General features: G+C 53.4%; 23 protein-coding genes. 13 read left to right on the forward strand and 10 right to left on the reverse strand.

Features of this window, described 5'->3' with window-relative positions:
• Nucleotides 1-48 precede the first annotated feature (48 nt).
• The 5 genes from N7922_RS21400 (at nucleotide 49) to N7922_RS21420 (ending at nucleotide 3,872) form a co-directional block, all read left to right on the forward strand.
• Nucleotides 49-1,329, forward strand: a complete 1,281-nt coding sequence (locus N7922_RS21400; RefSeq protein WP_263098169.1) for a DUF445 domain-containing protein — start codon at nucleotides 49-51, stop codon at nucleotides 1,327-1,329.
• A 20-nt stretch (nucleotides 1,330-1,349) separates the two neighbouring features.
• Nucleotides 1,350-1,589 carry a DUF2164 domain-containing protein gene (locus N7922_RS21405; protein ID WP_263098170.1) on the forward strand — a complete coding sequence of 80 codons (240 nt, stop codon included), beginning with the start codon at nucleotides 1,350-1,352 and terminating at the stop codon, nucleotides 1,587-1,589.
• A 122-nt stretch (nucleotides 1,590-1,711) separates the two neighbouring features.
• The gene (locus N7922_RS21410; RefSeq protein ID WP_263098171.1) at nucleotides 1,712-2,863 is read left to right on the forward strand and encodes a double-cubane-cluster-containing anaerobic reductase; all 1,152 of its coding nucleotides are present in this window, start codon (nucleotides 1,712-1,714) and stop codon (nucleotides 2,861-2,863) included.
• Between the two features lie 9 nt (nucleotides 2,864-2,872).
• On the forward strand, nucleotides 2,873-3,643 hold the full coding sequence (gene yjiL, locus N7922_RS21415) for a putative 2-hydroxyacyl-CoA dehydratase activator YjiL (RefSeq protein ID WP_263098172.1): 771 nt from the start codon (nucleotides 2,873-2,875) through the stop codon (nucleotides 3,641-3,643).
• Nucleotides 3,636-3,872, forward strand: a complete 237-nt coding sequence (locus tag N7922_RS21420; protein ID WP_263098173.1) for a DUF3343 domain-containing protein — start codon at nucleotides 3,636-3,638, stop codon at nucleotides 3,870-3,872. Before yjiL ends, N7922_RS21420 begins: the two co-directional genes overlap by 8 nt.
• Before the next feature lie 47 nt (nucleotides 3,873-3,919).
• Here the strand turns inward: N7922_RS21420 and N7922_RS21425 are convergent, their stop codons facing one another.
• The 5 genes from N7922_RS21425 to N7922_RS21445 all read right to left on the reverse strand — a co-directional run bounded on the left by N7922_RS21425 (nucleotide 3,920) and on the right by N7922_RS21445 (nucleotide 8,195).
• Nucleotides 3,920-4,987 (reverse strand): DUF2955 domain-containing protein, encoded by a 1,068-nt coding sequence (locus N7922_RS21425; protein ID WP_263098174.1) that lies wholly within the window; start codon nucleotides 4,985-4,987, stop codon nucleotides 3,920-3,922.
• Nucleotides 4,977-6,044 carry an HlyD family secretion protein gene (locus N7922_RS21430; protein WP_263098175.1) on the reverse strand — a complete coding sequence of 356 codons (1,068 nt, stop codon included), beginning with the start codon at nucleotides 6,042-6,044 and terminating at the stop codon, nucleotides 4,977-4,979. The genes N7922_RS21425 and N7922_RS21430 overlap by 11 nt, the downstream gene beginning before the upstream one ends.
• A gap of 4 nt (nucleotides 6,045-6,048) precedes the next feature.
• Nucleotides 6,049-6,516: a MarR family winged helix-turn-helix transcriptional regulator gene (locus tag N7922_RS21435; protein WP_263098176.1), complete on the reverse strand. Its 468-nt coding sequence runs from the start codon at nucleotides 6,514-6,516 to the stop codon at nucleotides 6,049-6,051.
• Between the two features lie 107 nt (nucleotides 6,517-6,623).
• Nucleotides 6,624-7,040 carry a FosA family fosfomycin resistance glutathione transferase gene (locus tag N7922_RS21440; protein WP_263098177.1) on the reverse strand — a complete coding sequence of 139 codons (417 nt, stop codon included), beginning with the start codon at nucleotides 7,038-7,040 and terminating at the stop codon, nucleotides 6,624-6,626.
• Nucleotides 7,041-7,136: 96 nt separating this feature from the next.
• Nucleotides 7,137-8,195, reverse strand: coding sequence for a DUF1176 domain-containing protein (locus N7922_RS21445; protein WP_263098178.1), 1,059 nt, complete (start codon nucleotides 8,193-8,195; stop codon nucleotides 7,137-7,139).
• A gap of 226 nt (nucleotides 8,196-8,421) precedes the next feature.
• On the opposite strand from N7922_RS21445, the gene N7922_RS21450 reads away from it, so the two are divergent.
• A complete protein-coding gene (locus N7922_RS21450) occupies nucleotides 8,422-9,450 on the forward strand; it encodes a hypothetical protein (protein ID WP_263098179.1) in 1,029 nt (342 codons plus the stop codon).
• Between the two features lie 60 nt (nucleotides 9,451-9,510).
• Here N7922_RS21450 and N7922_RS21455 read toward each other — a convergent pair whose 3' ends face one another.
• Nucleotides 9,511-10,110 carry an ATP-dependent Clp protease proteolytic subunit gene (locus N7922_RS21455; RefSeq protein ID WP_263100973.1) on the reverse strand — a complete coding sequence of 200 codons (600 nt, stop codon included), beginning with the start codon at nucleotides 10,108-10,110 and terminating at the stop codon, nucleotides 9,511-9,513.
• 100 nt (nucleotides 10,111-10,210) lie between these two features.
• Entirely contained in the window at nucleotides 10,211-10,375 is a 165-nt protein-coding gene (locus N7922_RS21460) for a DUF1127 domain-containing protein (protein WP_071890619.1), read from the reverse strand.
• A 176-nt stretch (nucleotides 10,376-10,551) separates the two neighbouring features.
• On the opposite strand from N7922_RS21460, the gene N7922_RS21465 reads away from it, so the two are divergent.
• On the forward strand, nucleotides 10,552-11,967 hold the full coding sequence (locus N7922_RS21465) for a PLP-dependent aminotransferase family protein (RefSeq protein ID WP_263098180.1): 1,416 nt from the start codon (nucleotides 10,552-10,554) through the stop codon (nucleotides 11,965-11,967).
• A 15-nt stretch (nucleotides 11,968-11,982) separates the two neighbouring features.
• On the opposite strand, the gene N7922_RS21470 is transcribed toward N7922_RS21465, so the two are convergent.
• Entirely contained in the window at nucleotides 11,983-12,681 is a 699-nt protein-coding gene (locus N7922_RS21470) for a sigma-70 family RNA polymerase sigma factor (protein ID WP_263098181.1), read from the reverse strand.
• Nucleotides 12,682-13,086: 405 nt separating this feature from the next.
• Between N7922_RS21470 and N7922_RS21475 the strand changes: the two genes are divergently transcribed.
• The 4 genes from N7922_RS21475 to N7922_RS21490 all read left to right on the forward strand — a co-directional run bounded on the left by N7922_RS21475 (nucleotide 13,087) and on the right by N7922_RS21490 (nucleotide 17,315).
• Nucleotides 13,087-14,028: a transcriptional regulator gene (locus N7922_RS21475; protein WP_263098182.1), complete on the forward strand. Its 942-nt coding sequence runs from the start codon at nucleotides 13,087-13,089 to the stop codon at nucleotides 14,026-14,028.
• Nucleotides 14,000-14,470 (forward strand): hypothetical protein, encoded by a 471-nt coding sequence (locus N7922_RS21480; RefSeq protein WP_263098183.1) that lies wholly within the window; start codon nucleotides 14,000-14,002, stop codon nucleotides 14,468-14,470. The genes N7922_RS21475 and N7922_RS21480 overlap by 29 nt, the downstream gene beginning before the upstream one ends.
• 262 nt (nucleotides 14,471-14,732) lie before the next feature.
• The gene (locus N7922_RS21485; RefSeq protein WP_263098184.1) at nucleotides 14,733-16,019 is read left to right on the forward strand and encodes a BNR repeat-containing protein; all 1,287 of its coding nucleotides are present in this window, start codon (nucleotides 14,733-14,735) and stop codon (nucleotides 16,017-16,019) included.
• Between the two features lie 24 nt (nucleotides 16,020-16,043).
• A complete protein-coding gene (locus N7922_RS21490) occupies nucleotides 16,044-17,315 on the forward strand; it encodes an oligosaccharide MFS transporter (protein WP_263098185.1) in 1,272 nt (423 codons plus the stop codon).
• 38 nt (nucleotides 17,316-17,353) lie between these two features.
• Here the strand turns inward: N7922_RS21490 and N7922_RS21495 are convergent, their stop codons facing one another.
• Nucleotides 17,354-18,340, reverse strand: a complete 987-nt coding sequence (locus tag N7922_RS21495; protein WP_263098186.1) for a sigma-54 interaction domain-containing protein — start codon at nucleotides 18,338-18,340, stop codon at nucleotides 17,354-17,356.
• Between the two features lie 462 nt (nucleotides 18,341-18,802).
• Between N7922_RS21495 and murQ the strand changes: the two genes are divergently transcribed.
• On the forward strand, nucleotides 18,803-19,714 hold the full coding sequence (murQ, locus tag N7922_RS21500) for an N-acetylmuramic acid 6-phosphate etherase (RefSeq protein WP_263098187.1): 912 nt from the start codon (nucleotides 18,803-18,805) through the stop codon (nucleotides 19,712-19,714).
• Nucleotides 19,714-21,153: a PTS N-acetylmuramic acid transporter subunit IIBC gene (gene murP / locus N7922_RS21505; protein ID WP_263098188.1), complete on the forward strand. Its 1,440-nt coding sequence runs from the start codon at nucleotides 19,714-19,716 to the stop codon at nucleotides 21,151-21,153. Before murQ ends, murP begins: the two co-directional genes overlap by 1 nt.
• A 28-nt stretch (nucleotides 21,154-21,181) precedes the next feature.
• Here murP and N7922_RS21510 read toward each other — a convergent pair whose 3' ends face one another.
• Nucleotides 21,182-22,180 (reverse strand): lysozyme inhibitor LprI family protein, encoded by a 999-nt coding sequence (locus tag N7922_RS21510; RefSeq protein WP_263098189.1) that lies wholly within the window; start codon nucleotides 22,178-22,180, stop codon nucleotides 21,182-21,184.
• Nucleotides 22,181-22,349 lie beyond the last annotated feature (169 nt).

A 22,349-nucleotide genomic window follows, 5' to 3' on the forward strand; every position in this document is an offset into this window, starting at 1 on the left:
AAAATTCAACCTTTGCACCATCCCCTCGTCTCGCTCTATGCTTAACTCATGGAAAAATTAGCTGAACTCAAGCGCGCCAAGCGTCTGGCGCTCTCACTGCTGCTGGTTGCAGCTGCAACGTTTGTCACCACGCTGTTCCTGTCGCCCAACTTCTGGGTGAGCGGGATCAAAGCCATTGCCGAAGCGGCGATGGTTGGCGCGCTGGCAGACTGGTTTGCAGTGGTGGCGCTGTTTCGCCGCGTGCCAATTCCGTTTATTTCCAGCCATACCGCGATTATCCCGCGCAATAAAGACCGGATCGGCGACAATCTTGGTCAGTTCGTGCAGGAGAAATTCCTCGATACGCAGTCACTTGTGGCGTTGATCCATCGCCATCAACCTGCACAGTTGATCAGTGTCTGGTTTAGTCAGCCGGAAAACGCACAACGCGTGGGTCAACACTTGCTACAAGTGATGAGCGGCTTTCTGGAAATGGCCGACGATACCCGCATTCAGCGCCTGCTACGCCGGGCGGTGCATAAAGCCATCGACAAAGTCGATCTGACGGAAACCAGCGCGCTGTTGCTGGAAAGTCTGACGCGCAACAATCGCCATCAGAAGCTGCTGGACAGCCTGATAGCGCAGTTAATTGCCCTGTTGCAGCGTGAAAGCTCACGCGCCTTTATTGCCCGCCAGGTGGTGCACTGGCTGGAGACCGATCACCCGTTAAAAGCAAAGATCCTGCCAACCGAATGGCTGGGTGAGCAAAGTGCAGAACTGGTTTCTGACGCGGTGAACTCGCTGCTGGATGACATCAACGCCGACCGCACGCACCAGATCCGCCAGGCCTTCGATCGCGCAACGCTAAAACTGATCGCCAGCCTAAAAACCGATCCGGAAATGGCCGAACGGGCAGAAAACATCAAAGACTATCTGAAAAACGACGAAGCTTTTAATCGCTATCTGGGCGAAATGTGGGCGGATCTGCGCAACTGGATGAAAGCCGACGTGCAGTCTGACGATTCGCGCATGAAAAAACGCATTACCGACGCGGGATTATGGTTTGGCGAAACACTGCTGGCGGACGGCGCGCTGCGCGCCTCGCTGAATGAGCATCTGGAACAGGCCGCACATCGTGTCGCACCGGGTTTCGCCGCTTTTCTGACCGGGCATATCAGTGATACGGTGAAAAGCTGGGACGCACACGATATGTCACGCCAGGTCGAGCTGAATATCGGCAAAGATCTGCAGTTTATCCGCATCAACGGCACGCTGGTCGGCGGATCGATTGGCCTGATCCTCTATCTGCTCTCGCAGCTCCCCGTACTACTGCACGTTACCGTTTTTTGATTATTGTGTAAGGAGACGCCATGGCCGACATTACCCTCACCCACAGCGAACGCGAGCAGTTACGCAACAAATTGCAAGCGTACTGCGAAACGCATTTCGAACTGGAGCTGGAGCAGTTTGACGCGGAATTCTTTATCGACTTTATCGCCGAACAGATTGGCCCCGCCTTTTATAATGCCGGCATAGAGGAAGCCATCCGCACACATGCGCTCTACAGCGAACGGATCCAGGAAGAGATGGATCTGAAAAAGATCCTCTGAGCCTGTTTCACTCACCGCGTTTCTGCTCTTCATCAGCCGGAGATCAATATTCCCCTTCATTTTGCATGCCTATAATGCGGCGTCTTTTTTTATCATCTCCCGTGTCACGGGGAAGGAAAATCATGTCGCTTATCACCGCACTCCCGGACGTCTTTGAACAATTCTCCGAAGCCCGCCAGAAAGGTTTTCTCACCGTGATGGATCTGAAAGAACAGGGCATCCCACTGGTAGGCACTTACTGTACTTTTATGCCACAAGAGATCGCGATGGCCGCTGGCGCCGTGGTGGTCTCGCTTTGCTCCACTAACGATGAAACCATCGAAGAAGCGGAAAAAGATCTGCCGCGCAACCTCTGCCCGCTGATCAAAAGCAGCTACGGCTTTGGCAAAACCGACAAGTGCCCCTACTTCTACTTTTCCGATCTGGTGGTGGGTGAAACCACCTGCGACGGTAAAAAGAAAATGTACGAATACATGGCGGAGTTCAAAGCCGTGCATGTGATGCAACTGCCGAACAGCGCAGCGGATGCGGCTTCCCGCGCGTTGTGGAAAGCCGAGATCCTGCGCTTGCAACAGGCCATCGAACACCGTTTTGGTCAACCGATCAGCGAAGCAGCGCTGCGCGATGCCATTGCGCTGAAAAACCGTGAACGCCAGGCGCTGGCAAACTTCTACCGCGTGGGGCAGCTCAACCCGCCCGCACTGAGCGGTACAGATATCCTGAAAGTGGTGTACGGGGCGACTTTCCGCTTTGATAAAGACGCATTGATCGACGAACTGAATGCCATGGCCGAACGGATCCGCAACGAATGGCAGGCGGGCAAACGTCTCGATCCCCGCCCACGTATTTTGATCACTGGTTGCCCGATTGGCGGCGCGGCGGAAAAAGTTGTGCGCGCCATCGAAGAGAACGGCGGCTGGGTGGTGGGTTATGAAAACTGCACTGGCGCGAAAGCCACTGAACGCTGCGTTGACGAGAGCGGCGATGTGTACGATGCGCTGACCGACAAGTATCTGGCGATCGGGTGTTCCTGCATCTCGCCTAACGATGAGCGCCTGAAACTGCTCAGCCAGATGGTGGAAGAGTATCAGGCCGATGGCGTAATCGATGTGATTTTACAGGCGTGCCATACCTACGCCGTTGAGTCTTTAGCCATCAAACGCCATGTGCGCCAGCAACACAACATCCCGTATATGGCTATTGAGACGGATTACTCGACGTCGGACATCGGGCAACTGAGCACCCGCGTTGCCGCGTTTATCGAGATGTTATAAGGAGTGGCCGTGGCGTTTACCGTAGGCATTGATTCCGGCTCGACCACCACCAAAGGCATTCTGCTGGAGGGCAACACCGTCGTACGGCGTTTCCTCTGCCCGACCTCGTTTCGCCCCGCCGCGTCGATCGGTGAAGCGTGGGAGACATTGCGCGAAGGGCTTGTTGAACCCCCGTTTCTGACGCTCACCGGCTACGGACGGCAACTGGTGGATTTCGCCGACAAGCAGGTGACCGAAATCTCCTGCCATGGGCTGGGTGCACGGCTGTTATTGCCCGAGGCGCGCACGATCATTGACATCGGTGGTCAGGACAGCAAAGTGATCCAGCTTGATGAACAAGGCAATCTCACCGACTTCCTGATGAATGATAAGTGCGCTGCCGGTACCGGGCGTTTTCTCGATGTCATCTCCCGCACGCTGGGTACGCAGGTTGAGCATCTTGATGACATTACCGAAGGCGTCGAGCCACATCCACTCACCAGCATGTGCACGGTGTTTGCTGAATCGGAAGTGATCAGCCTGCGATCGGCGGGTATCGCACCGGAGGCGATCCTCGCCGGGGTGATCAATGCGATGGCGCGACGCAGCGCGCATTTTATCGCCCGCTTGTCCACTCAAGGGCCGCTGCTGTTTACCGGCGGTGTCAGCCACTGTACCACCTTCCGTCGTATGCTGGCTGCGCACCTGAACAGTGAGGTGTTTACCCATGCCGACGCCCAGTATGCTGGCGCGGTGGGGGCGGCGCTGATCGGCCAGCGGCAGAGAACGCGCCATGGCTGAATACCTGTTGCTGTTCCACAACACCCCCGGTGTGCTGCAAACCCGCAAAGCGTTACAGGCCGCCGGTATAACCTTTCGCGTGCAGGATATCCCCCGCACGCTGCGCGGCGGCTGCGGTTTGTGCATCCGTTTTCACAGTGCCGCAAGCGAAGTGAGCCAGTGGAGGATCCCCGACGTCACACAGGCAATTTATCGCTGTGAAGGTGAGCATTTCGTACAGGTTTCGTAGGTCCGAACAGAGGCCCGCTAAGCGCTGCGCCATCGGGCTGTTTCGGTCTACTGCTCCTCGATCACAAACCGCGTGGCTTCAAAGCAGTTCAACATCAAATGCACCAGCCACACCATGGTTAGCGTCGCCACCAACGCCACGGTAACGGACACGATGCGGTATAAATCGCTGAACACCAGGTCAGTGTCCGGGTGCAGATTCTGGCCAAACATAATGCCGATCGTCGTGACACTGGCGAACCCGACACCTGCGCCGACTTTCTCCATCACGTGCAAGCGCGCGCTAAACGCCAGCCCGAGGCCGATCAGCGGCATCATCAGCAGCATATGGCTGCTGTGGTTATAGAGGATCAACTGCACCAGCAAAATATAGAGACAGGCGATCACCACCCCCACCACGCGCCACACCGAGCTGAGCACCGAACCGCGATAATGCATGGGGAAGAGGATCAGGATCCCCGCCATCAGTGCAGAAAGTGAATCACTCAGATCGCTTAACTGGAAGACGACAAAAATCATCGTCGCCACCGTCCCGGAAAGCAGGGATTCATGGCGCACGCGGGCGGCGTTTTTCTCGATCAACGGCGGGCGGGTGCGCGGCTCCACATCCGGGATCAGGTAATTCATCAGCGCACTCAGCGCCACCGCCATCACACTGGCTTCGATATTGGAAAACAGCAGCGTATGCCAGTCGCTGGAAGGGTAGCTCATAAAGTTGAGCATCGTGCTCTGGCACACCACGCCAGCCGAACCGAACAGGAACAGCGCGCCTTTACTCATAAAGCGGAAACGCATCACATACAGTGCGAATACCACCAGCGTCATGATCACCGGCCAACGCGACAAATAGCCGATAATAAACACCATTTCGATGCAGTTGAGCACCGCACTGAAGATAAACTGCTTTGCCACGTGGCGATTAAATACCGGCACCAGTGATAACAGCATCACCGGGTACACCACATAGAACACGCCGTACTGGGTGTTGTAAAAACTCGACACGCTCAGGGCGATCATCCCGGCAAACACAATACGCAACGTCTGCCGGAAGTCATTAGGGGTGTAAACGATGTTGCCGTGCGGCGTAAAAACCCGCGCCAGCGTATTAATAGACATAGTGCAGCAGGCTCACCAGATGGATTTGCAGGCCAGAGAAGATCCGCGCGAAAAAGCCCTCGCTGTTATACAACTGCACGGTTGCGCGTGCGCCCGTCGGTAGCGTCTTCGGCAACGGTTCGTCCAGCGCTACGTGGATGCGCATACGCTGCGCGTCGCGCACCCAGCGGTTGGAGGTTTGCGGTTCGGACAGCTCACCGTTCACCGCTTCCTGGCCTGCAAGAACCCCGGCATCACTGCTGGTCACATGTGCCTTAAACACATGGCCCGGCAGCGCATCAAACACCACTGCCGCGTCGGTGCCGACATGGGTATGGCGCAGGCTCTTCTCGCGAAAGTCCGCCACAATGTCCGTTTTATCATGCACCAGCGCCAGTGCTGCGCTGCCGGCAGAGGCATAGAAGCCGGGGGTGAGTTGCAGGTTACTGACCGTGCCATCCGCTTGCGCCCGCACCTGCGTCCAGCCCAGGTTGAGCTGCGACTGTTGCAGTGCATTACGGTATTTTTGCAAGGTGACGTTGCGGGCATCGTCACGATCGCCACGCTCAATGGTCAGTTCATCAATGCTGGCATTGAGCGAATTCACCGACTGGACGCTGCTCTGCCAGGTCGTGCGGACTTTATCCAGATCGGATTGCGAAACGTTGTGCATTGCGCCCAGGTTCTGATAACGCTCAAAGGTGACGCGATCGTTCTGGGCGGTGATCTGTGCGGTCTTCAGGCTGGCCTGGGCGGCAACGATCTGCGCATCCAGTTGCTGGTTGGTCAGCCGCGCCTGCGCCAGCGCGATCTCACTGGCTTCAACCTGATTACGGAATGGCGTGGGATCCAGCTCAAACAGCAGGTCGCCCTTCTTTACCTGGCTATTGTTTTGCACATACACCTGCGCCACATAGCCGGAAACCCGGGCGGAAACCGGCGTGACGACACGCATCACTGTCGAGTCTGGCGTCAGCGGGATCCAAATATCCGCAACGATAAAATAGACAAACATCAGCAGGAAAGAGGCAATACTGACCCTTACCCAGCGGGCAAACTTTTGTTCTGGCGTCATCATTTTCTTATTCGGTTTGAGTGTCGTCTTCGCGCATCACGCGCAAATTACAGGCGATTTGATTCAGGGTCGCGCTAAACACCGCCAGATCCGCGGCGGGGATATTGTCCGAGGCGCGCGCCTGGCAGGCGTCGATCACTTGCGAGATCCTTTCCAGCAGGCGTTGCCCGTCGGCGGTGAGCGCCAACAGGCGAATGCGCTTGTCGTACGGCGATGTCGTACGCGCAATCAGCCCCTGTTTTTCCAGTTGTGTGAGGGTGCGCATCAGCGGCGGCAGTTCGATGCCCTGCACTTCCGCCAGTTCACTGACCGAAACATTGTCGCCCAACTGGTGCAGTTGCATCAGCACCGTCCAGCTCGACTGTGTCATGCCCGTGTCGGTCAGCGCACGATCGATCGTCGCGCGCCACTGGCGCACCACCATCGCCATGCGCATCCCTAACGGTCGGCGGGCAAACAGTTCATCTTCGGTCATAGAGGCCCCCTCAATTCAACGGAGGGGTAAGGTAATAGTTATCAGGGTAAGTATCAAGAAACGACAGAGCAAAGAGCATGGATTGTGAAAGTCATTCGCGCTTTTCTTTAATCAAAAAACACCATCCCTTTGTACGGTTTCTCGCGGCAGGCTGCCAGCCGCTGCGCCAGATTACCGACATGCACTTCCAGTTTATGCCCGTCCGGATCGAGAAAGTACCAGGAGTCGCCTTCACTTTTATTCACTTTCCAGCTCACCACGCCAGCCTGCTCAAGGCGCGCAACGAAGGCCGCGAAATCACGCTCGTCGATGCTGAACGCATAATGGGTATAGTCGCTGTGCTGCGGCAAAACCGGTGTGCGCTGCGCGTCCACGGAGAGGCATAACCACAGTTCACCGCAGGTGAGATAGGCGCCGTTATCCCAGCGCGCATGCAGTTTCAGGCCAAGTAACTCGTGGTAGAACGCCACGCTGCGGTTCAGATCACTGACCGCCAGCGTAAGGTGATTGAGGTTGTTTAGCATCGATTTTCCCGGTGTAAAGATGGGGAGGTGAGATGAACACGCAGCGACCAAACCGGGGCTTTTGGTCACTACCGTGTTCAATTCAGTACATCTGGCTCATTTAGCCTGGTTGGCTTCTTTGACCTCAGCAACAAACTCCGGCAGATCCCAGGTGCCGCCTGCGCGTACATAGCGACACATGCCCGTTGTGGACTCACCGCTTTTACGGAACGTTGTTCCGTCCCACACCCACTCCGCCGACGCCCAGCAGTCGCCAATCCCGCGACCACGTTGGCCCAGCGAGATCGCGCCATCGGCATAATCCGATGCCGAGTTGGTGATCAACTGCGGGTTGCCTTTCAACGCTTTGTCGATAACCCAATAGCCATAGCCTTCGTTATACGCGGCGCGCCAGCAGAGGGTGGAAATCAGCGCATGCTGACTGTCCAGTGGGGTCAGGGTAATATCGTTATCGCCTTCGACGGTCGCTTCCTGCGGCGATGACAGGCGATCGCATCCATTATCGCCAGATAAGGTCGCCAGCAGGCGCGGTTTCAGCGCTTTCACTTCCGCCTCGTTCAGGGTGCGATCTTCACCATCATCCACCGCAACCGCCTGGATGACGGGCGCAGCGACAGGTGCTGCAACGCTATTTTCTGCCTTATCCCCTTTTTTACTCAGTGCGCCGGGCGTCCCGACGCGTCCTTGTACATCGTCGAATTTCAACAACACAGCGGATGCACCCTCGCCAGACAGTACAAACGGCTTCGCACCGCCCTTAAACTCAACCTTGCTACTGCCTTTCACGGCGGCAATCATGCTGCTGGCCTGCTCATCCGATAACCGCCAGGTGTCGCTGTCTTCCGCTGCAACATCGCCTTGTGATTTGCCGTCGATCCACAGCGTCAGTTTTGCCTGTTGCGTTGCATCATCGGTTTCCATCTCCGCCAGCACCACATCGACCGTAACAGGCGTATCCGGCCCGGCTTTGCGGGTGATCAGCACCGATCCGCTGGCTTCTTCTTCTGCGCTATAGCCTGCTGCACGGCAGGTCAGCGTGTTGTCACACACCACTTCCCAATCTTTATGATCAAAGGAGACGCCGCTGTGTTCCGCCATTGCGGGAAGACTGAGCGCCACTGCCATCACCAGCGTCGCCTTAATACTGCTGTTCATGCCATCACTCCGTAATGAGAAATGGAAACAGTGTGCAGAAATTATGTGTCAGGGAGAAGTGTATTTTTTGCCTGCGCGCCAGGAGGATGATCGTGCCCACATATCGCGGGCGAATGAGAGGAAACCTGCAACATATGGTGGCTGGTTCCCCCATAACATTAGTCCTAAGATACGGTTTATAACGCTTTATAAAACAATAACAAATGCAATAAAAAGGACTTTCACAGTGAAAAAACTCTCAAGAATATGCTGGAATGACAAATACTGGCGTACGCCGTCCGGTCGGGAAGGAAAATCAATCAATAGCAGCAGCTACGAATATCAGCATGGATTTGGTCATGAGGAGTGGTTATTCGATACGGAAAAACTCATTGATGGCTATCATTACGCCTATTTGCAATCCCTGGCAGGATTAGTTCGCAATGGTCAGGTAATGGATATCAATTTATACACCATCAAAAATGAAAAAAGGAACAATACGCGTTATTGGCTGGGTGAGATTTTAAATGCTGAACTGGTTTCCCCTGCGGAATCCCGAAGAATATTAAAACAGTACCGGCAGAACGGCTGGTATGATGAAATGAAGTCTCAGCTTAACGAAGTCGATGTAGATGGCGATATATTAGACTCGATCGACAAGAGCGATTTTTTTAACATAAAGTTTAAGCCGCAAAATTTACGATTATGCAAGCCGTATATGTTTAGTCATACTGACCCGGCCGTAAAATCAAATTATTACAATCTCATTAACTTTGTTCAGCTTCCTCTTCAGGCCCGCAGCGCAGCAGCATTAGACTTTAAAGCAGGCCATCGTTCTAAACCAGAGAGCGGCCAGCGCAACAGCAGCGGCTATCGAACTGAGATCAGTTACATTCACAATGCAATACAGGAAGCGTTATATATCACGCTCTGTCAGCAATTTGGCAAAAACCGAGTAAGCACGGAACAAAATACCGGGTATGGCACACGCATCGATCTCGTTTTGCAAGAAAATGAAAATACTTACTCTTTTTATGAAATAAAAACCCATGCCCACGTTTCATATTGCATTCGTGAGGCAATAGGGCAATTACTGGAGTATGCTTACTGGCACGATAACGGCATACACATTACTAAAATGGTTATCGTTGGAATAACCCCGGCGACGATAGAAGATAATGCCTATATAGAACGGTTACGGGCGCTACACCATATTCCGCTGGAGTATATGCATTACGATTTAGACCAGAAAACGTTCTCGCAGAGCGATGAATAAAAAAACGTCCAGCCAACTTATGCTGGCTGGACGTCGGTTTTATTTCCCGTCAGCGCCTGATTAATCGAGGTTCAGTTCACCGTAGGTTTTCACCACGCGGGAAACGATGCCGTAATCAATGGCCTCTTTGGTGTTCATCCAGTAGTTACGATCCGTATCCTGTTTCACTTTATCAACCGGCTGTCCGGTTGCATCGGCGATCATGCGGTTAACGCGCTCCAGAGTACGGATGATCTCTTTGGCTTCAATCTCAATATCGCTCGCCTGACCGCGCACGCCACCCAATGGCTGATGGATCATAAAACGGGTGTTCGGCAGCGAATAACGATGCTCTTTTTTCGCCGCCAGCAGGATGGTGATCCCGGCGCTGGCCACCCAACCGGTGCCAATAATATGCACTTCCGGGGTGATAAATTTGATCATGTCATGGATGGTGTCAGCCGCTTCGACATGGCCACCCTGGCTATTGAGGTAAATTTTGATCGGCGCATCGCTGATGCCCTGCAACAGCAACAGTTGGGTGACGACTTTTTCCGTCAGCGCCTGGTTAATTTCACCGGAGATGATAATAGAGCGGGAATCCAGCAGTTTTTGCTGCATCAGCTGGGTTGCGTTGCCAGTTTCGTTCTCTTTTTTATCGTCTTCGTCTTTGCCATTCATAACGTGCATGTGCTTTCTCCCCTTCAGGTTATGGAGCTAAGCATAGCCCAACGCAGGTTGAGCGGAAATAACAAGATGTTATCTCCGCCCATGAGCGCCCTTACCACAGCTCCTCACGCCGTAAACCCAGGTCTTTTAACTGCTCATCGCTGAGCGCCCGCAACAGCCTGGCCGTGCGCCTGCGCTCCCGGAGGTGTTGCCATTTACGCCAGAGTAAAACAAACCCGATCCACGGGCGCGTCGGTCGATTTTCAAAGAATTCCATTATCGCTCTCCTCACCAGAACAGAGCGTTATCATCGCAGTGAAAGGCTGCGACAATACAGATTCAGAAATTACTTTTCTTTAACATACAGATCGCTTAAAACAGTCTCTGAATCGCGAAAAACAGACAGATCTGTACTGGTTTTTACATCTGTATGGTGAACTCAAAGGATACAGCATGACACGCTACCAACATCTGGCCACGCTGCTGGCGGAACGTATTGAGCAGGGGCTCTATCGCCCGGGAGAAAAACTCCCTTCGGTACGAAGCCTTAGCCAGGAACACGGCGTGAGTATCAGCACCGTACAGCAGTCTTACCAGGTGCTGGAAAACCTGCAACTGATCACGCCGCAGCCGCGTTCTGGCTATTTCGTCGCGCCACGCAAGGCACAACCGCCCGTACCGGCGATGTCCCGCCCGGTACAGCGCCCGGTCGATGTGACCCAGTGGGATGAAGTGCTCACGCTGCTTGATGCCCGCACCGATAAGGCCATCATTCCTTTTGGCGGCGGCGCGCCGGATATTACACAGCCAACGCTAAAACCCCTGTGGCGCGAAATGAACCGCGTCATACAGCACCAGTTGCATGATGTCCTGAGTTACGACACGCTGCCCGGCCGCCGCGAGCTGCGTGAACAGATCGCCCGGCTGATGCTTGATGGCGGCACGTCGCTCAGCGCCGACGATATTGTGATCGCCAGCGGTTGCCACGCAGCCCTCACGCTGGCGTTACTGGCGGTTTGCCAGCCGGGGGACATTGTGGCAGTCGAGTCCCCCTGTTATTACGGCACCATGCAATTACTGCGCGGGTTAGACATTAAAGCGATTGAGATCCCGACCGATCCCGATGCCGGGATCAGCATTGAAGCTCTGGAACTGGCGCTGGAGCAGTGGCCGATCAAAGGCGTGATCCTTGTGCCCAACTGCAATAACCCGCTCGGCTTTATCATGCCGGAAGCACGCAAAAAGGCGGTGCTGTCGCTGGCGCAACGCCACGACATTGTGATTTTCGAAGACGATATTTATGGCGAACTGGCCACTGATTATCCACGGCCGTCAACCATCAAATCCTATGACATCGATGGTCGTGTGCTGCTCTGCAGCTCAGTGACCAAAACCGTTGCACCGGGGCTACGCGTCGGCTGGATCGCACCGGGGCGTTATCTCGATCGGGTATTGCATAAAAAATATGCTGCCATCGGCACAAACGTACCCGGCACACAGCTGGCCGTGGCGGCATTTATTCGTGATGGCCATTATCACCGCCATGTGCGCCGCATGCGCCAGATCTACCAGCATCAGCTGGAAACTTATACCTGTTGGGTGCGCCAGTATTTCCCGTGCGGTATCTGTGTGACCCGTCCGCAAGGGGGCTATCTGCTGTGGGTTGAACTACCGGAGACCGTCGATATGGTGTGCGTTTCCCGCGCCCTGTGCCGGTTAAAAATCCAGATTGCGCCAGGCTCACTGTTCTCTGCTTCCGGTAAGTATCGTAACTGCCTGCGACTTAACTGTGCGCTACCGCTGACGGAAGCCAACCGGGAAACCATCAAGCACCTGGGCGTGGCGATCCATAACGCCTTAGAGGCGTAATACTTTGCCATTTGGTTATGTGTCCTGCGTAAAAAAGGCGTAGATCTTCCGGGAGATCGCTTTATTAAGCTGGCACAGCCTGGCCTCCGTCAGCCCAAAAAAACGGCCAATCTCTTTCAGGTTCATTTCATGCTGATAGTAGAGGATGAAGATCGTTTGCTCGCGGGGAGCAAGTTGCGCCAGCGCACTACCCAGCATATGCCCCACCAGCATCTCCTCTTCCAGTGGGCGACTGACAAGCGAAGAGGGGAACGGTTCCTTTTCTTGCAGGCTCTCAAGACTCTCCAGCTCGCTGGCGGAACAGAGTTGCAAATACGCCTGCCAGGATTCGAATGTCATTGAGAGTCGCGTGCTAACGTCTGTAAAACAGGGGGTTTTCCCTGGCTCACTCACCAGTTGCCGTATCGCATCGTTGAGTTTGTGTGTTTGTTGCCGCAAACGCCTCGGGCGCCAGTCCAGTTTACGCAGCTCATCCAGTACGGCGCCGCGTATACGTTGCGCGGCATAACCGGCAAAGCCATCGTCCGGGTGCCCATAGCGCCGTAAAGAGGAGAGCAGCCCCATTAGCGCAATTTGCCGCATATCGTCCTTATCCAGCACAGTACTTGTTTGCCAGGCAAACTGCCTGACGACTTTACCCACCAGCGGTAAATAATCGCGGAGATAACGCATTTCGTCGGTTGGGGTTAAAATGTTTGTATCTGTATACGTCATCAATTCCCTGTTGATTCAACCAGCCTTCATTTTAATTCACGCTGGAAATAAGCAACAGACATGCCAGATTTTTTAAATATTAGAAATCAAAAGATTAAGAAAAAAAGAGGAAATTTTAATTCCGATAAATTTGCAAAAAGGAAATTTCTGCGGAAACAAAAATGCCGCTACGTTTACCAGGATAATATTTTGCAAATCATGCTATGGAAGAAATGAGAGCAAAAATGTACAGTAAGAAAAAACTAAACCGCTTGCCATGTGCCGGCGTTTCGTTACACAGCACTTGAGTGCATTGAGAAATAAAACCATTCGTCTTCAGGCATTAATCATTATTTATGCCGGCGGGTCGCCACCATCAATCGTACTTACGAACCCTGACTGACAGTTAAAACACCATGCAATTTTATGAATAAAAATTATTGTGCAATAAATAACTGGCTGATTGATGTCCCGTCAGGATCTATTCTTCATTTAGTGACCGGAGAACGAAAACGCCTGGGCGCCTATCAACTCAAACTGCTTGATGTCCTGCAACAGAATGCCGGGAAAATTTTAACGCGCGAGGAACTGACCACGCTGGTCTGGGAACGCCGGGTGATTGGCAATAACAGCCTGCCAAACGCCATTCACGCGCTGCGCGCCGCTCTTGAGGATGACGGCAAGCAGCAACGGATCATTCGCACGATCCCGAAACATGGATATGTTCTGGAAGCGGAATATTGCCGGATGGTGGAAAAAGACGAAGAGGAGATCAATCTCACCAATGTGCTGCCAGCACAGGACGATGAAGAGGTGCTGTTCGACGAGGCTTTTGATACGACAGAACATGAACCCGCGGATACGTATTCCCTGTTGCCTGACGCGATGTCTCCCGCGCTGCAACGCGAAGAGCAGGCGCTTCCATCACGCGGTCAACGGTGGAAAATCGCGCTGGTTTTTCTTGTTATTGCTTTGGGTAGCGCTGCGCTGGGTTACTCCTTCATTCCGCGCAGAGAAACGCCGGAAGTGAGGGAAATCGCGCAAAATATTTACAGCAATATCCGCATCTTTACCGTCCCCGGGCGCGAGAGCGATCAGGCTCTCCAACAGACAACCTTCCTGCGGCTAAGGGAGACTTATTACAATATAAATCAACAACTCAAATCAAAATCAATTCAAATGAGCGTGTATTATAACGATGAAAACCAGACGCTGAATTACACCCTGCGCCTGTATAACGTCTGTCAGCAGAAAGTGCTGGCAATGCAGATCTACCACTCGCGATCCAATGCCACCCTGCTTAATAACTTAATTCTCAGCGAAACCCGGAGAAAGCTCAATGAAATGGCTCCCTGCAAAACGCCGTAAACAGTCTGTTGCGCTGATGCTGACAGCCCTTCTCGCCACCCTGGCAGGCGCGCAATTACACCGCGCTAACGCCGTCATGCGGCAAAACGTCGATGAAGTTACGCAGTTTGGCTTCTATGACCTGATGCTGCGCCAAAAAGAGTTATACGACTCGCACATGACCACGAAGGGAAATACCATACAGAGCAATATCACCAGCCCTGATGACAATCAGTTCGTCCTCAAAGGGAATTTTGTGCAAACCCGACAGCAAGGTAAAACCTATTATTTCAGCTACTCGCCCATCTATTTTATGTCATCACAGAATAGCCGCATGATTAATGGGAATGTGGATCTACTGACTCATACCGGGTTCTGGATACAGCAATATGAGGCGGATAATGTCCCGCTGGTGAGTATGCAAAACGGCCTCATTTTTCTCTACCCATTGGATGCCAGATAGCGTACGTCCGTTGAACAGACAGAGCAGAGCATCTGCTCTTTTGCATCCGGGGTAGTTATTCCTGGTGCAATAAATTTAAATAAATCCCCCCTCTGGAACAATCGCAAAACACCTTTTTAAATTTTCACTACCTGCGTCTCAATCTCGCATCCCTTCTGTGACAGGGATAACAAATTACAGATGGAGACATTCTTTATTCTTTCCGAACTTTGCACCGTATGCTGCGCCATTATTTCTGGCGGAAACAAACAGGAAGAAGAGAATGTTTCAGGCAAAACAAGTCGATATTTCCGGGATTGGTCCTTGCTGCGCAGATTTTACCGTCGAATACGCCTTACTGGTAAAAGATAAATTCTACGTTGCGTATTACAACGAACACCATTGCATTACCGTCGCCAGCCGCGCAGAGGAAGAGACCACGTGGCAAATCAGCTATCCCACCGGTGAGTGGCTGGCCGATAAAAACAGGTACATGCATCAGACTGAGTTTGACAGTCACAATTATCTGACGCTGGCGATGGATAAGCAGGGGCATCTCCATCTCTCCGGCAATATGCATAAAGATAAAATGGTCTGGTTCCGGTCAACCCGCCCCTACGACATTCACTCGCTTGCGCAGGGAACCATGACCGGAATACGTGAAGAGAGCGCCACCTACCCGCTTTTTTTTCAGGGTGCTAACGGCGAATTACTTTTCCGCTATCGCGACGGAGAGAGCGGCAACGGCGATGATATTTATAACCGCTGGAACGCGGCCAAACAGCGCTGGGAAAGATTGCTGGAACAGCCGCTGTTAAGCGGCAGCGGGTTACGCAACGCCTACGCTCGTTTACCGATTATCGGCCCGGATAAGCACTGGCACATGATCTGGATGTGGCGCGATACGCCTCACTGCGAAACCTGCCACGATCTCTCTTATGCCCGCAGCCCCGATATGATCAACTGGTTCACACATACCGGGCAACCGTGCCCGCTGCCGATAACCCTCGAGCGCGGCGACATTGTTGACCCCGCGCAGGTACAGCAAGGCCTGATCAACATGAGCCAGAACATCGGCTTTGACAGCCAGGGCCGCGTGCTCATCACCTGGCATCGCTACGATGCTAACGGGTTTTCTCAGGCATGGATCGCCCGTGCTGACCATAACGGCTGGCGCACCCGGCAGATCAGCAACTGGGATTTTCGCTGGGATTTCCGGGGCATGGGGTCGATTCCCCCGGATGTCATCCTCTCTGCGCCGCAGTGCAAAGCTCACACACTGAGCGTGACGTTCCAGCTTCACGACGGAACGTGTGGTCGCTGGTATCTGGATGAAGAAACGCTGGATGTCATCCGTGTCGACGAGGGTCCCGTCACTCCCCTTCCCGATGCGTTTTATCAACCTGATGAGGATGCCGCGCCAGGGGCGGAAGTGAACATTGTCAGTGAACTTTATCAGCCTGAACCCCGGCATTTTTTACGCTGGCAAGCGCTACCCATCCAGCGGGATGTCCCGTCCGGTAAGGCAACAGGTCCTGGAAAACTGACACTCATCAGCATCAACGCTTAGTCCCCCTGAGAAGAGGATAAAAACATGCTCTCTGCTGCCTCGAAAAGCGCCTACATACGTATCAGTTTGTGTTTATTCCTGTTTTATTTTTCATGGTCCACCAGTTGGTCATTTTTAGCGATTTGGCTGGGTGACAGCATCGGGTTTACCAGCACGCAGATTGGCTACACGCTCTCGATCAATGCCCTGTTTGCGCTCGCGATCAAACCCATCTTCGGCTTTATCATGGATAAGCTGGGCCTGAAAAAACCGCTGCTGATCGCGGTGGCTATCGCGTCCATTTTTGCCGCACCGTTCTTTATCTATATTTACCAGTACCTGCTGACCACTCACCGAGTACTGGGCATGCTCGCTGGCGGCTTGTATCTCGGCACCGCCTACCTTGCAGGCGTGTTAGTGTTTGAAACCTATGCCGACCGCTACAGTCGCGCGTTTGGTTTTGAGTTTGGCCGGGTGAGAATGTGGGGTTCGCTGGGCTGGGCTGTCGCCTCTATTTTTGCCGGTCAGTTATTCAACATTAACCCGCATATCAACTTCATGATCACCTCCTGCGGCGCGATCGCCGTACTGGTTATGCTCACCACGCTCAGAACACAAGGTGAAGGCATTGACTGGCAGGCGGTTAATGCGTCGCGAAAAGAGGTGGTGAACCGAAAAGACGTGCGGATGCTGTTTCACCATGCCAGCTTCTGGGTGTTGATGCTGTTTTACGGCGGCATTATCTGGATGATGCAAAGCGCCGAACAGCAGTTTCCGCGCTACTTTGTTACCTTCTTTGCCGATCATCAAACCGGGAATGCCGTACTGGGTTACATGGGATTTGTACAGTCAGCCTGTGAATTCGTGCTGATGTTTTCGGTTCCCTTTTTGATCAACCGTATTGGCGCACGCAATGGGCTGCTGGTCGCCGGTTTTGTGATTGGTCTGCGTCTGGTGCTGTCTGCACTGGCCACGCATCCGTGGATGATCATCGTGATTAAACCCCTTTATGGCCTCGAGATGGCGCTGCTGCTGGTGTCGATATTTAAGTTCCTTGCAGAACATTTTGACAAACGCCTGACCGGCACGATCTACATGGTGCTGGGCTGTTTTAATTACCTGGGCATCACGGCCATCAACCCCATTGCCGGGCACTATTACGATACATACGGTTTTGCCGCCACCTATCTGGTGATGGGATGCATCGCATGGCTGATCACGCTGGCAGGCATCAAATTCCTCGGGAAACAAACCCACAGAACACCAGAGATATTCGGCGGACACAACAGGGTAAGCAGCCTGCCGGAGAGCAAATAAAGGGCCGGGCAGGTTTCCGGAAAGCATGTTGTGACGGATTACCTGCCCGACATATCTGAGCCTTTTTCACGCATCGACGCCAGGCGGTAACGCAGAGCACGGGGCGTAATGCCAAGGAAGGCGGCCGTTTTGGTTTTGTTCCCCTGATGCTGCCTGAGTACTTCACTGATGTAGTCACACTCCGCGTTGCGCCCGTGCCGGCGTACGTCTGAAATCATGGCGTCACCCGGCTTCGCCTGCGCGTGAGGCGTCGGCAGCCCCAGATCGGCGGCCTTGATCTCGTCGCCCTCAGCGAGGATCACACCGCGCTGCACCACGTTTTCCAGCTCGCGGATATTGCCGGGCCAGTCATGATTCAGCAATGCCTGACAAGCTTCATCGCTCAGATTTACCCTGCGCAAGAAACAGGACTGATACTTGTTCAGCAGAAACCGGGCAATCGGCAGGATATCCTGTCGGCGATCCCGCAACGGGGGAATGAAGATCGGCACCACAGCAATACGGTAAAACAGATCCTGGCGAAAACGCCCTGCGGTCACTTCCCGCTCAAGATCTTTATTCGTCGCTGCAATCAGGCGGATATTCAGCGGCAGGCACTGGCGACTCCCGAGACGCTCAACCTCCTGTTCCTGCAAAACACGCAGCAGTTTCGCCTGCATCGCCAGTGACATGTCGCCAATTTCATCGAGCAGTAACGTGCCGCCGTTTGCTTGCTCAAACTTTCCCGGAAGACTGGTCACGGCACCGGTAAAAGCGCCTTTTTCATAGCCGAAGAGCATCGCCTCCAGCAAGTTTTCCGGAATCGCGGCGCAATTAACGCCAACATAAGGTGCGTCGTGCGCATACGCATTGTCGTGAATATACCGGGCTACGCACTCTTTGCCGGTTCCCGTTTCACCGCTAATCAGTACCGGAACAGGATATTTAGCAAGACGGCGGGCTAATGAGAAAACATTTTCGCTGGCAACCGAATGAGTAATAAATATCTTCCCTTTACTTCCGCCACAATCAATAAACTGCGTCATTAGCGCTTACCAAGGAAATCATTAAATATAAAAAAAGGCCCTATCATCCCAGACGTTTTATCCGTCAGTCAGAATAGGGCAAAAAAGACTTATATCTCAGCAACACGAATTATACCGCTGGTAAAAAAAATGTCTTAATCATCTTAAATATTAAAATATTAATCCATACAAAACATATGGATAACAAAAAAGCAGCCACTACGCATAATCATTTAATAAATTTCTTATCTGCGTATTCCGACGGCTCAGAATGAAATACCCACACTGTAACCAGGCCTTCCGCGCGGCTTTGTCGGCACCTTTCATCACCATGCTTTGAGCGACATCACACTTAGCACGCAGACCCACCTAAGTGAATAAATTATTCTTATTTTTATCCTTATTAATAATATATTATTCCTTATACAGCGCTGCCGTTGCGCGGCAGGCAAAGCACACACTGAAGAGTTAAGCGAGACGTTGATGAACATTGATCTATCCAAACTGACCACTGAAGGCCGCAATGCCGCGAGCGCCAATATTGACATGCTCTCCACCGACGAGATGCTGAAAGTGATCAATGCTGAAGACCAGAAAGTGGCGCTGGCGGTGGAAAAGGTGATCCCGGCGATTACCCGGGCGGTCGATGCCATTGTCGCGGCATTCCGCAAAGGCGGGCGCTTAATCTACTGTGGCGCAGGCACCTCCGGTCGGCTGGGGATCCTTGATGCCAGCGAATGCCCGCCCACCTACGGTACCCCGCGTGAACAAGTGGTGGGGTTAATTGCCGGGGGGCATCGCGCCATTTTGCAGGCGGTGGAAAATGCCGAAGACAGCCTGACACTGGGCGTCGATGACCTGAAAGCACTTAATTTCAACGCGAATGACGTGCTGGTAGGCATTGCCGCCAGTGGCCGCACGCCGTATGTGATCGCCGCCATGCATTATGCGAAAAGCCTTGCGGCAACCACTGTCGCCCTGACCTGTAATGACGGCAGCGAAATGGCCCGCATCGCCGACATTGCCATCGCGCCCGTTGTCGGCCCTGAAGTCGTCACAGGCTCTTCGCGCATGAAAGCCGGCACCGCGCAAAAACTGGTGCTCAATATGCTGACCACCGGCGCCATGATCCGCAGCGGTAAAGTCTACGGCAATCTGATGGTCGATGTGGAAGCCACCAACCTGAAGCTGGTGCAACGGCAAATCAATATTGTGGTGGAAGCCACGGACTGCGATGCAGAAACAGCGGCGCTGGCGCTGAAAGCGTGTGAGGGCCACTGTAAAACGGCGATCGTGATGGTGCTGGGTCAGCTCAGCGCCACACAGGCAACACAATTGCTTCAGGATAACGGCGGTTTTATCCGTCAGGCGCTGGTTAATGCGGGGATAAAGTGATGGCGAAAATCACGGAACAGGTTATTGCGAGCATCGTGCAGTTGGTCGGCGGCAGAGACAACATTAAAACCTGCGGTAACTGCATGACGCGGTTGCGTCTGACATTAAACAATGAAGAGCGAGTTGATTATGAACGTCTCAAAGCCCTGCCGGGCGTGTTGGGTGTAGTGAACAGCGATGACCAATTACAAATTATTGTCGGTCCGGGGAAAGCGCAAACCGCTGCAGACGCCATGAATACGCTGCTTGGACATGAACACGCCCCGGCTGAAGCCGCAACGCTGCAAAGCGTGGCGCGCGACACCAAACAGCAGATGAAAGCGAAACAGACCAGCGCGGTGCATCAGTTCCTGTCGAAATTCGCCACGATTTTCACCCCGCTGATCCCCGGATTTATCGCCGCCGGGATGTTGCTCGGCTTTGCGACATTAATCGAGCAAAGCCTGCTGAGCGGCGCGGCGCAAAAGAGCGCGACCATTACCCATCTGGTGGGATACATGAAAATATTCGGCAAGGGGTTGTTCACGTTTTTGCCGATACTGATTGGTTATAACGCGCAAAAAGCCTTTGGCGGCAGCGGTGTTAACGGCGCGATCATCGCCGCGCTGTTTGTGCTCGGTTACAACCCGCAGGCCACCAGCGGGTATTTCTCCGGTATCGATAATTTCTTCGGCATGAGCATCGATCCACGCGGCAACATTATTGGCGTTTTAATCGCCGCCATCCTCGGCGCGTGGATTGAACGACAAATCCGCAAAATCGTGCCGGATAACCTCGACATGATCCTCACCTCATTGCTGACACTGCTGATTACCGGGGCGCTGGCCTTTACGGTGATAATGCCGATTGGCGGGGAGTTGTTTAAAGGCATGTCATGGCTGTTCCTGCACCTGAACGGTAACCCGTTTGGCTGTGCGGTGCTGGCTGGTCTGTTCCTGATTGCCGTGGTTTTTGGCGTGCACCAGGGCTTTATTCCGGTCTATTTTGCGCTGATGGATGCGCAAGGCTTTAACGCATTGTTCCCGATTCTGGCCATGGCGGGCGGTGGTCAGGTCGGCGCAGCGCTTGCGCTCTATTTCCGTTCGCCGCAGCACTCGGTTATCCGCAACCAGATCCGTGGTGCGATCATTCCCGGCATTCTGGGGGTTGGCGAACCGCTGATTTACGCCGTCACGCTACCGCGCGTTAAGCCATTCATTACCGCCTGTATTGGCGGCGCGTGCGGCGGTTTCTTTATTGGCCTGGTGGCATGGCTGGGGTTGCCGGTGGGCCTCAATACCGTGTTTGGCCCGTCCGGGCTGGTCGCCCTGCCGCTAATGACTTCGGCTCAGGGGATCTACGCCGGTATGGCGGTCTACGCAGCAGGCGTGGCGGTTTCGTATCTGTGCGGTTTTATCGTCACCTGGTTTTTTGGTCACAAAGCGGTGGACTTGAGCTGATCGACAGGGCGGTGCGCCGCCCTGCGTTTTACTGATCCTGATAGCGTTCTTTCCAGATATCCAGCGTGCGCGGTAGCCGGGTTTTATCATCCCGCGTGGTGAAGTAATGCATCTGCAATTTTCCGCCCGGCCGCGCGGGAGGAAATAAGCGTGCAGCCCAGATGTCACCCTGCGGCGTATAGATAATCATGGCGGTTTGCCGGTTGGCCGCGCCGCGCAGCCACATCGAAACGACCGTCGCGCCCATATTGTCCCGGTCGTTTTCGTAGATAAACACATTGGCTGTATCCACAAACTGCTGATAATCATCGCCCACCAGCGCACGGAATTTTTGGTCCAGTGCGTTCGTGGGAAGTACGCCCAATGAGTACAGCGTGGCGGATGGACGCGGATCCTTCTCCGCAGACTGATACAAGCCATCAATAAACGCGCCGTTAGGCATAATAAGACGACACCCCCACTCCGCATTGCTGTGGACCTGCAGGGAGCCATCCTGCCTGGGAATGATCAAGATTAAGCAGTCGCTGACATCGCGGATATTTTCAACCAGCACCATGCCGTAGACTTTACGGGCCTCCGCGGTAAATTCTTCCCGGTTAACCCCGGCCCATACGCGGATGTCCGTGTCGATACTCCATTCACTGCTGCGACTAAACTGCAGCACGCTGCCGCTCATATGGGGCGCCAGCATATTCCACCACTGACCTTGCCACGTAAAATCCGTTTTCACGTCCGACACCATATTGATGCCTTTGTAATAAGCGCGGCGGATGCAGTTATCCGTTGTGCAGGTCTGCAGGGAGGCTTCCCACGCAGCATATTGCTGGCGTATCGAGCGGGTGTCGTCCTGATCCAACCTTGAGAGATAGATAGTATCCAGCGTTTGGTCAAGCCAGCGCAGATTGTCATTCTTGCAAATCGTATTTTCCAGTGGTGTTGCCGCACGCCTGCAGTTCACCGCCCATGCGCTGCAGTCATACAGGTTTAATAAAATAAAAAGGCCACCTAAAAAAAGGCGATTAACCATGGCAAATATTCTTCAAGGTTAGCGATTCGCAGTGTGGGAATTATAGATGATTTTTACTAAGAAATCGTGAAGCAAATTAATAAATTAAAGTCGTTAAGTCGGCTGTAATTTGTGTCGCTTATATTCTTATTTTATTTTTTAAATCGCGAACCAGCGTCCAAAATGGATA

Source organism: Kosakonia sp. ML.JS2a, assembly GCF_025642095.1.
GTDB lineage: Bacteria > Pseudomonadota > Gammaproteobacteria > Enterobacterales > Enterobacteriaceae.

What these genes read in the sequence shown, in the direction of transcription:
- N7922_RS21400 (WP_263098169.1), top strand. Translation starts at nt 49, where the DNA reads ATGGAAAAATTAGCTGAACTCAAGCGCGCCAAGCGTCTGGCGCTCTCA.
- N7922_RS21405 (WP_263098170.1), top strand. Translation starts at nt 1,350, where the DNA reads ATGGCCGACATTACCCTCACCCACAGCGAACGCGAGCAGTTACGCAAC.
- N7922_RS21410 (WP_263098171.1), top strand. Translation starts at nt 1,712, where the DNA reads ATGTCGCTTATCACCGCACTCCCGGACGTCTTTGAACAATTCTCCGAA.
- N7922_RS21420 (WP_263098173.1), top strand. Translation starts at nt 3,636, where the DNA reads ATGGCTGAATACCTGTTGCTGTTCCACAACACCCCCGGTGTGCTGCAA.
- N7922_RS21425 (WP_263098174.1), bottom strand. Translation starts at nt 4,987, where the DNA reads ATGTCTATTAATACGCTGGCGCGGGTTTTTACGCCGCACGGCAACATC.
- N7922_RS21430 (WP_263098175.1), bottom strand. Translation starts at nt 6,044, where the DNA reads ATGATGACGCCAGAACAAAAGTTTGCCCGCTGGGTAAGGGTCAGTATT.
- N7922_RS21435 (WP_263098176.1), bottom strand. Translation starts at nt 6,516, where the DNA reads ATGACCGAAGATGAACTGTTTGCCCGCCGACCGTTAGGGATGCGCATG.
- N7922_RS21440 (WP_263098177.1), bottom strand. Translation starts at nt 7,040, where the DNA reads ATGCTAAACAACCTCAATCACCTTACGCTGGCGGTCAGTGATCTGAAC.
- N7922_RS21445 (WP_263098178.1), bottom strand. Translation starts at nt 8,195, where the DNA reads ATGAACAGCAGTATTAAGGCGACGCTGGTGATGGCAGTGGCGCTCAGT.
- N7922_RS21455 (WP_263100973.1), bottom strand. Translation starts at nt 10,110, where the DNA reads ATGAATGGCAAAGACGAAGACGATAAAAAAGAGAACGAAACTGGCAAC.
- N7922_RS21460 (WP_071890619.1), bottom strand. Translation starts at nt 10,375, where the DNA reads ATGGAATTCTTTGAAAATCGACCGACGCGCCCGTGGATCGGGTTTGTT.
- N7922_RS21465 (WP_263098180.1), top strand. Translation starts at nt 10,552, where the DNA reads ATGACACGCTACCAACATCTGGCCACGCTGCTGGCGGAACGTATTGAG.
- N7922_RS21470 (WP_263098181.1), bottom strand. Translation starts at nt 12,681, where the DNA reads ATGACGTATACAGATACAAACATTTTAACCCCAACCGACGAAATGCGT.
- N7922_RS21475 (WP_263098182.1), top strand. Translation starts at nt 13,087, where the DNA reads ATGAATAAAAATTATTGTGCAATAAATAACTGGCTGATTGATGTCCCG.
- N7922_RS21480 (WP_263098183.1), top strand. Translation starts at nt 14,000, where the DNA reads ATGAAATGGCTCCCTGCAAAACGCCGTAAACAGTCTGTTGCGCTGATG.
- N7922_RS21485 (WP_263098184.1), top strand. Translation starts at nt 14,733, where the DNA reads ATGTTTCAGGCAAAACAAGTCGATATTTCCGGGATTGGTCCTTGCTGC.
- N7922_RS21490 (WP_263098185.1), top strand. Translation starts at nt 16,044, where the DNA reads ATGCTCTCTGCTGCCTCGAAAAGCGCCTACATACGTATCAGTTTGTGT.
- N7922_RS21495 (WP_263098186.1), bottom strand. Translation starts at nt 18,340, where the DNA reads ATGACGCAGTTTATTGATTGTGGCGGAAGTAAAGGGAAGATATTTATT.
- murQ (WP_263098187.1), top strand. Translation starts at nt 18,803, where the DNA reads ATGAACATTGATCTATCCAAACTGACCACTGAAGGCCGCAATGCCGCG.
- murP (WP_263098188.1), top strand. Translation starts at nt 19,714, where the DNA reads ATGGCGAAAATCACGGAACAGGTTATTGCGAGCATCGTGCAGTTGGTC.
- N7922_RS21510 (WP_263098189.1), bottom strand. Translation starts at nt 22,180, where the DNA reads ATGGTTAATCGCCTTTTTTTAGGTGGCCTTTTTATTTTATTAAACCTG.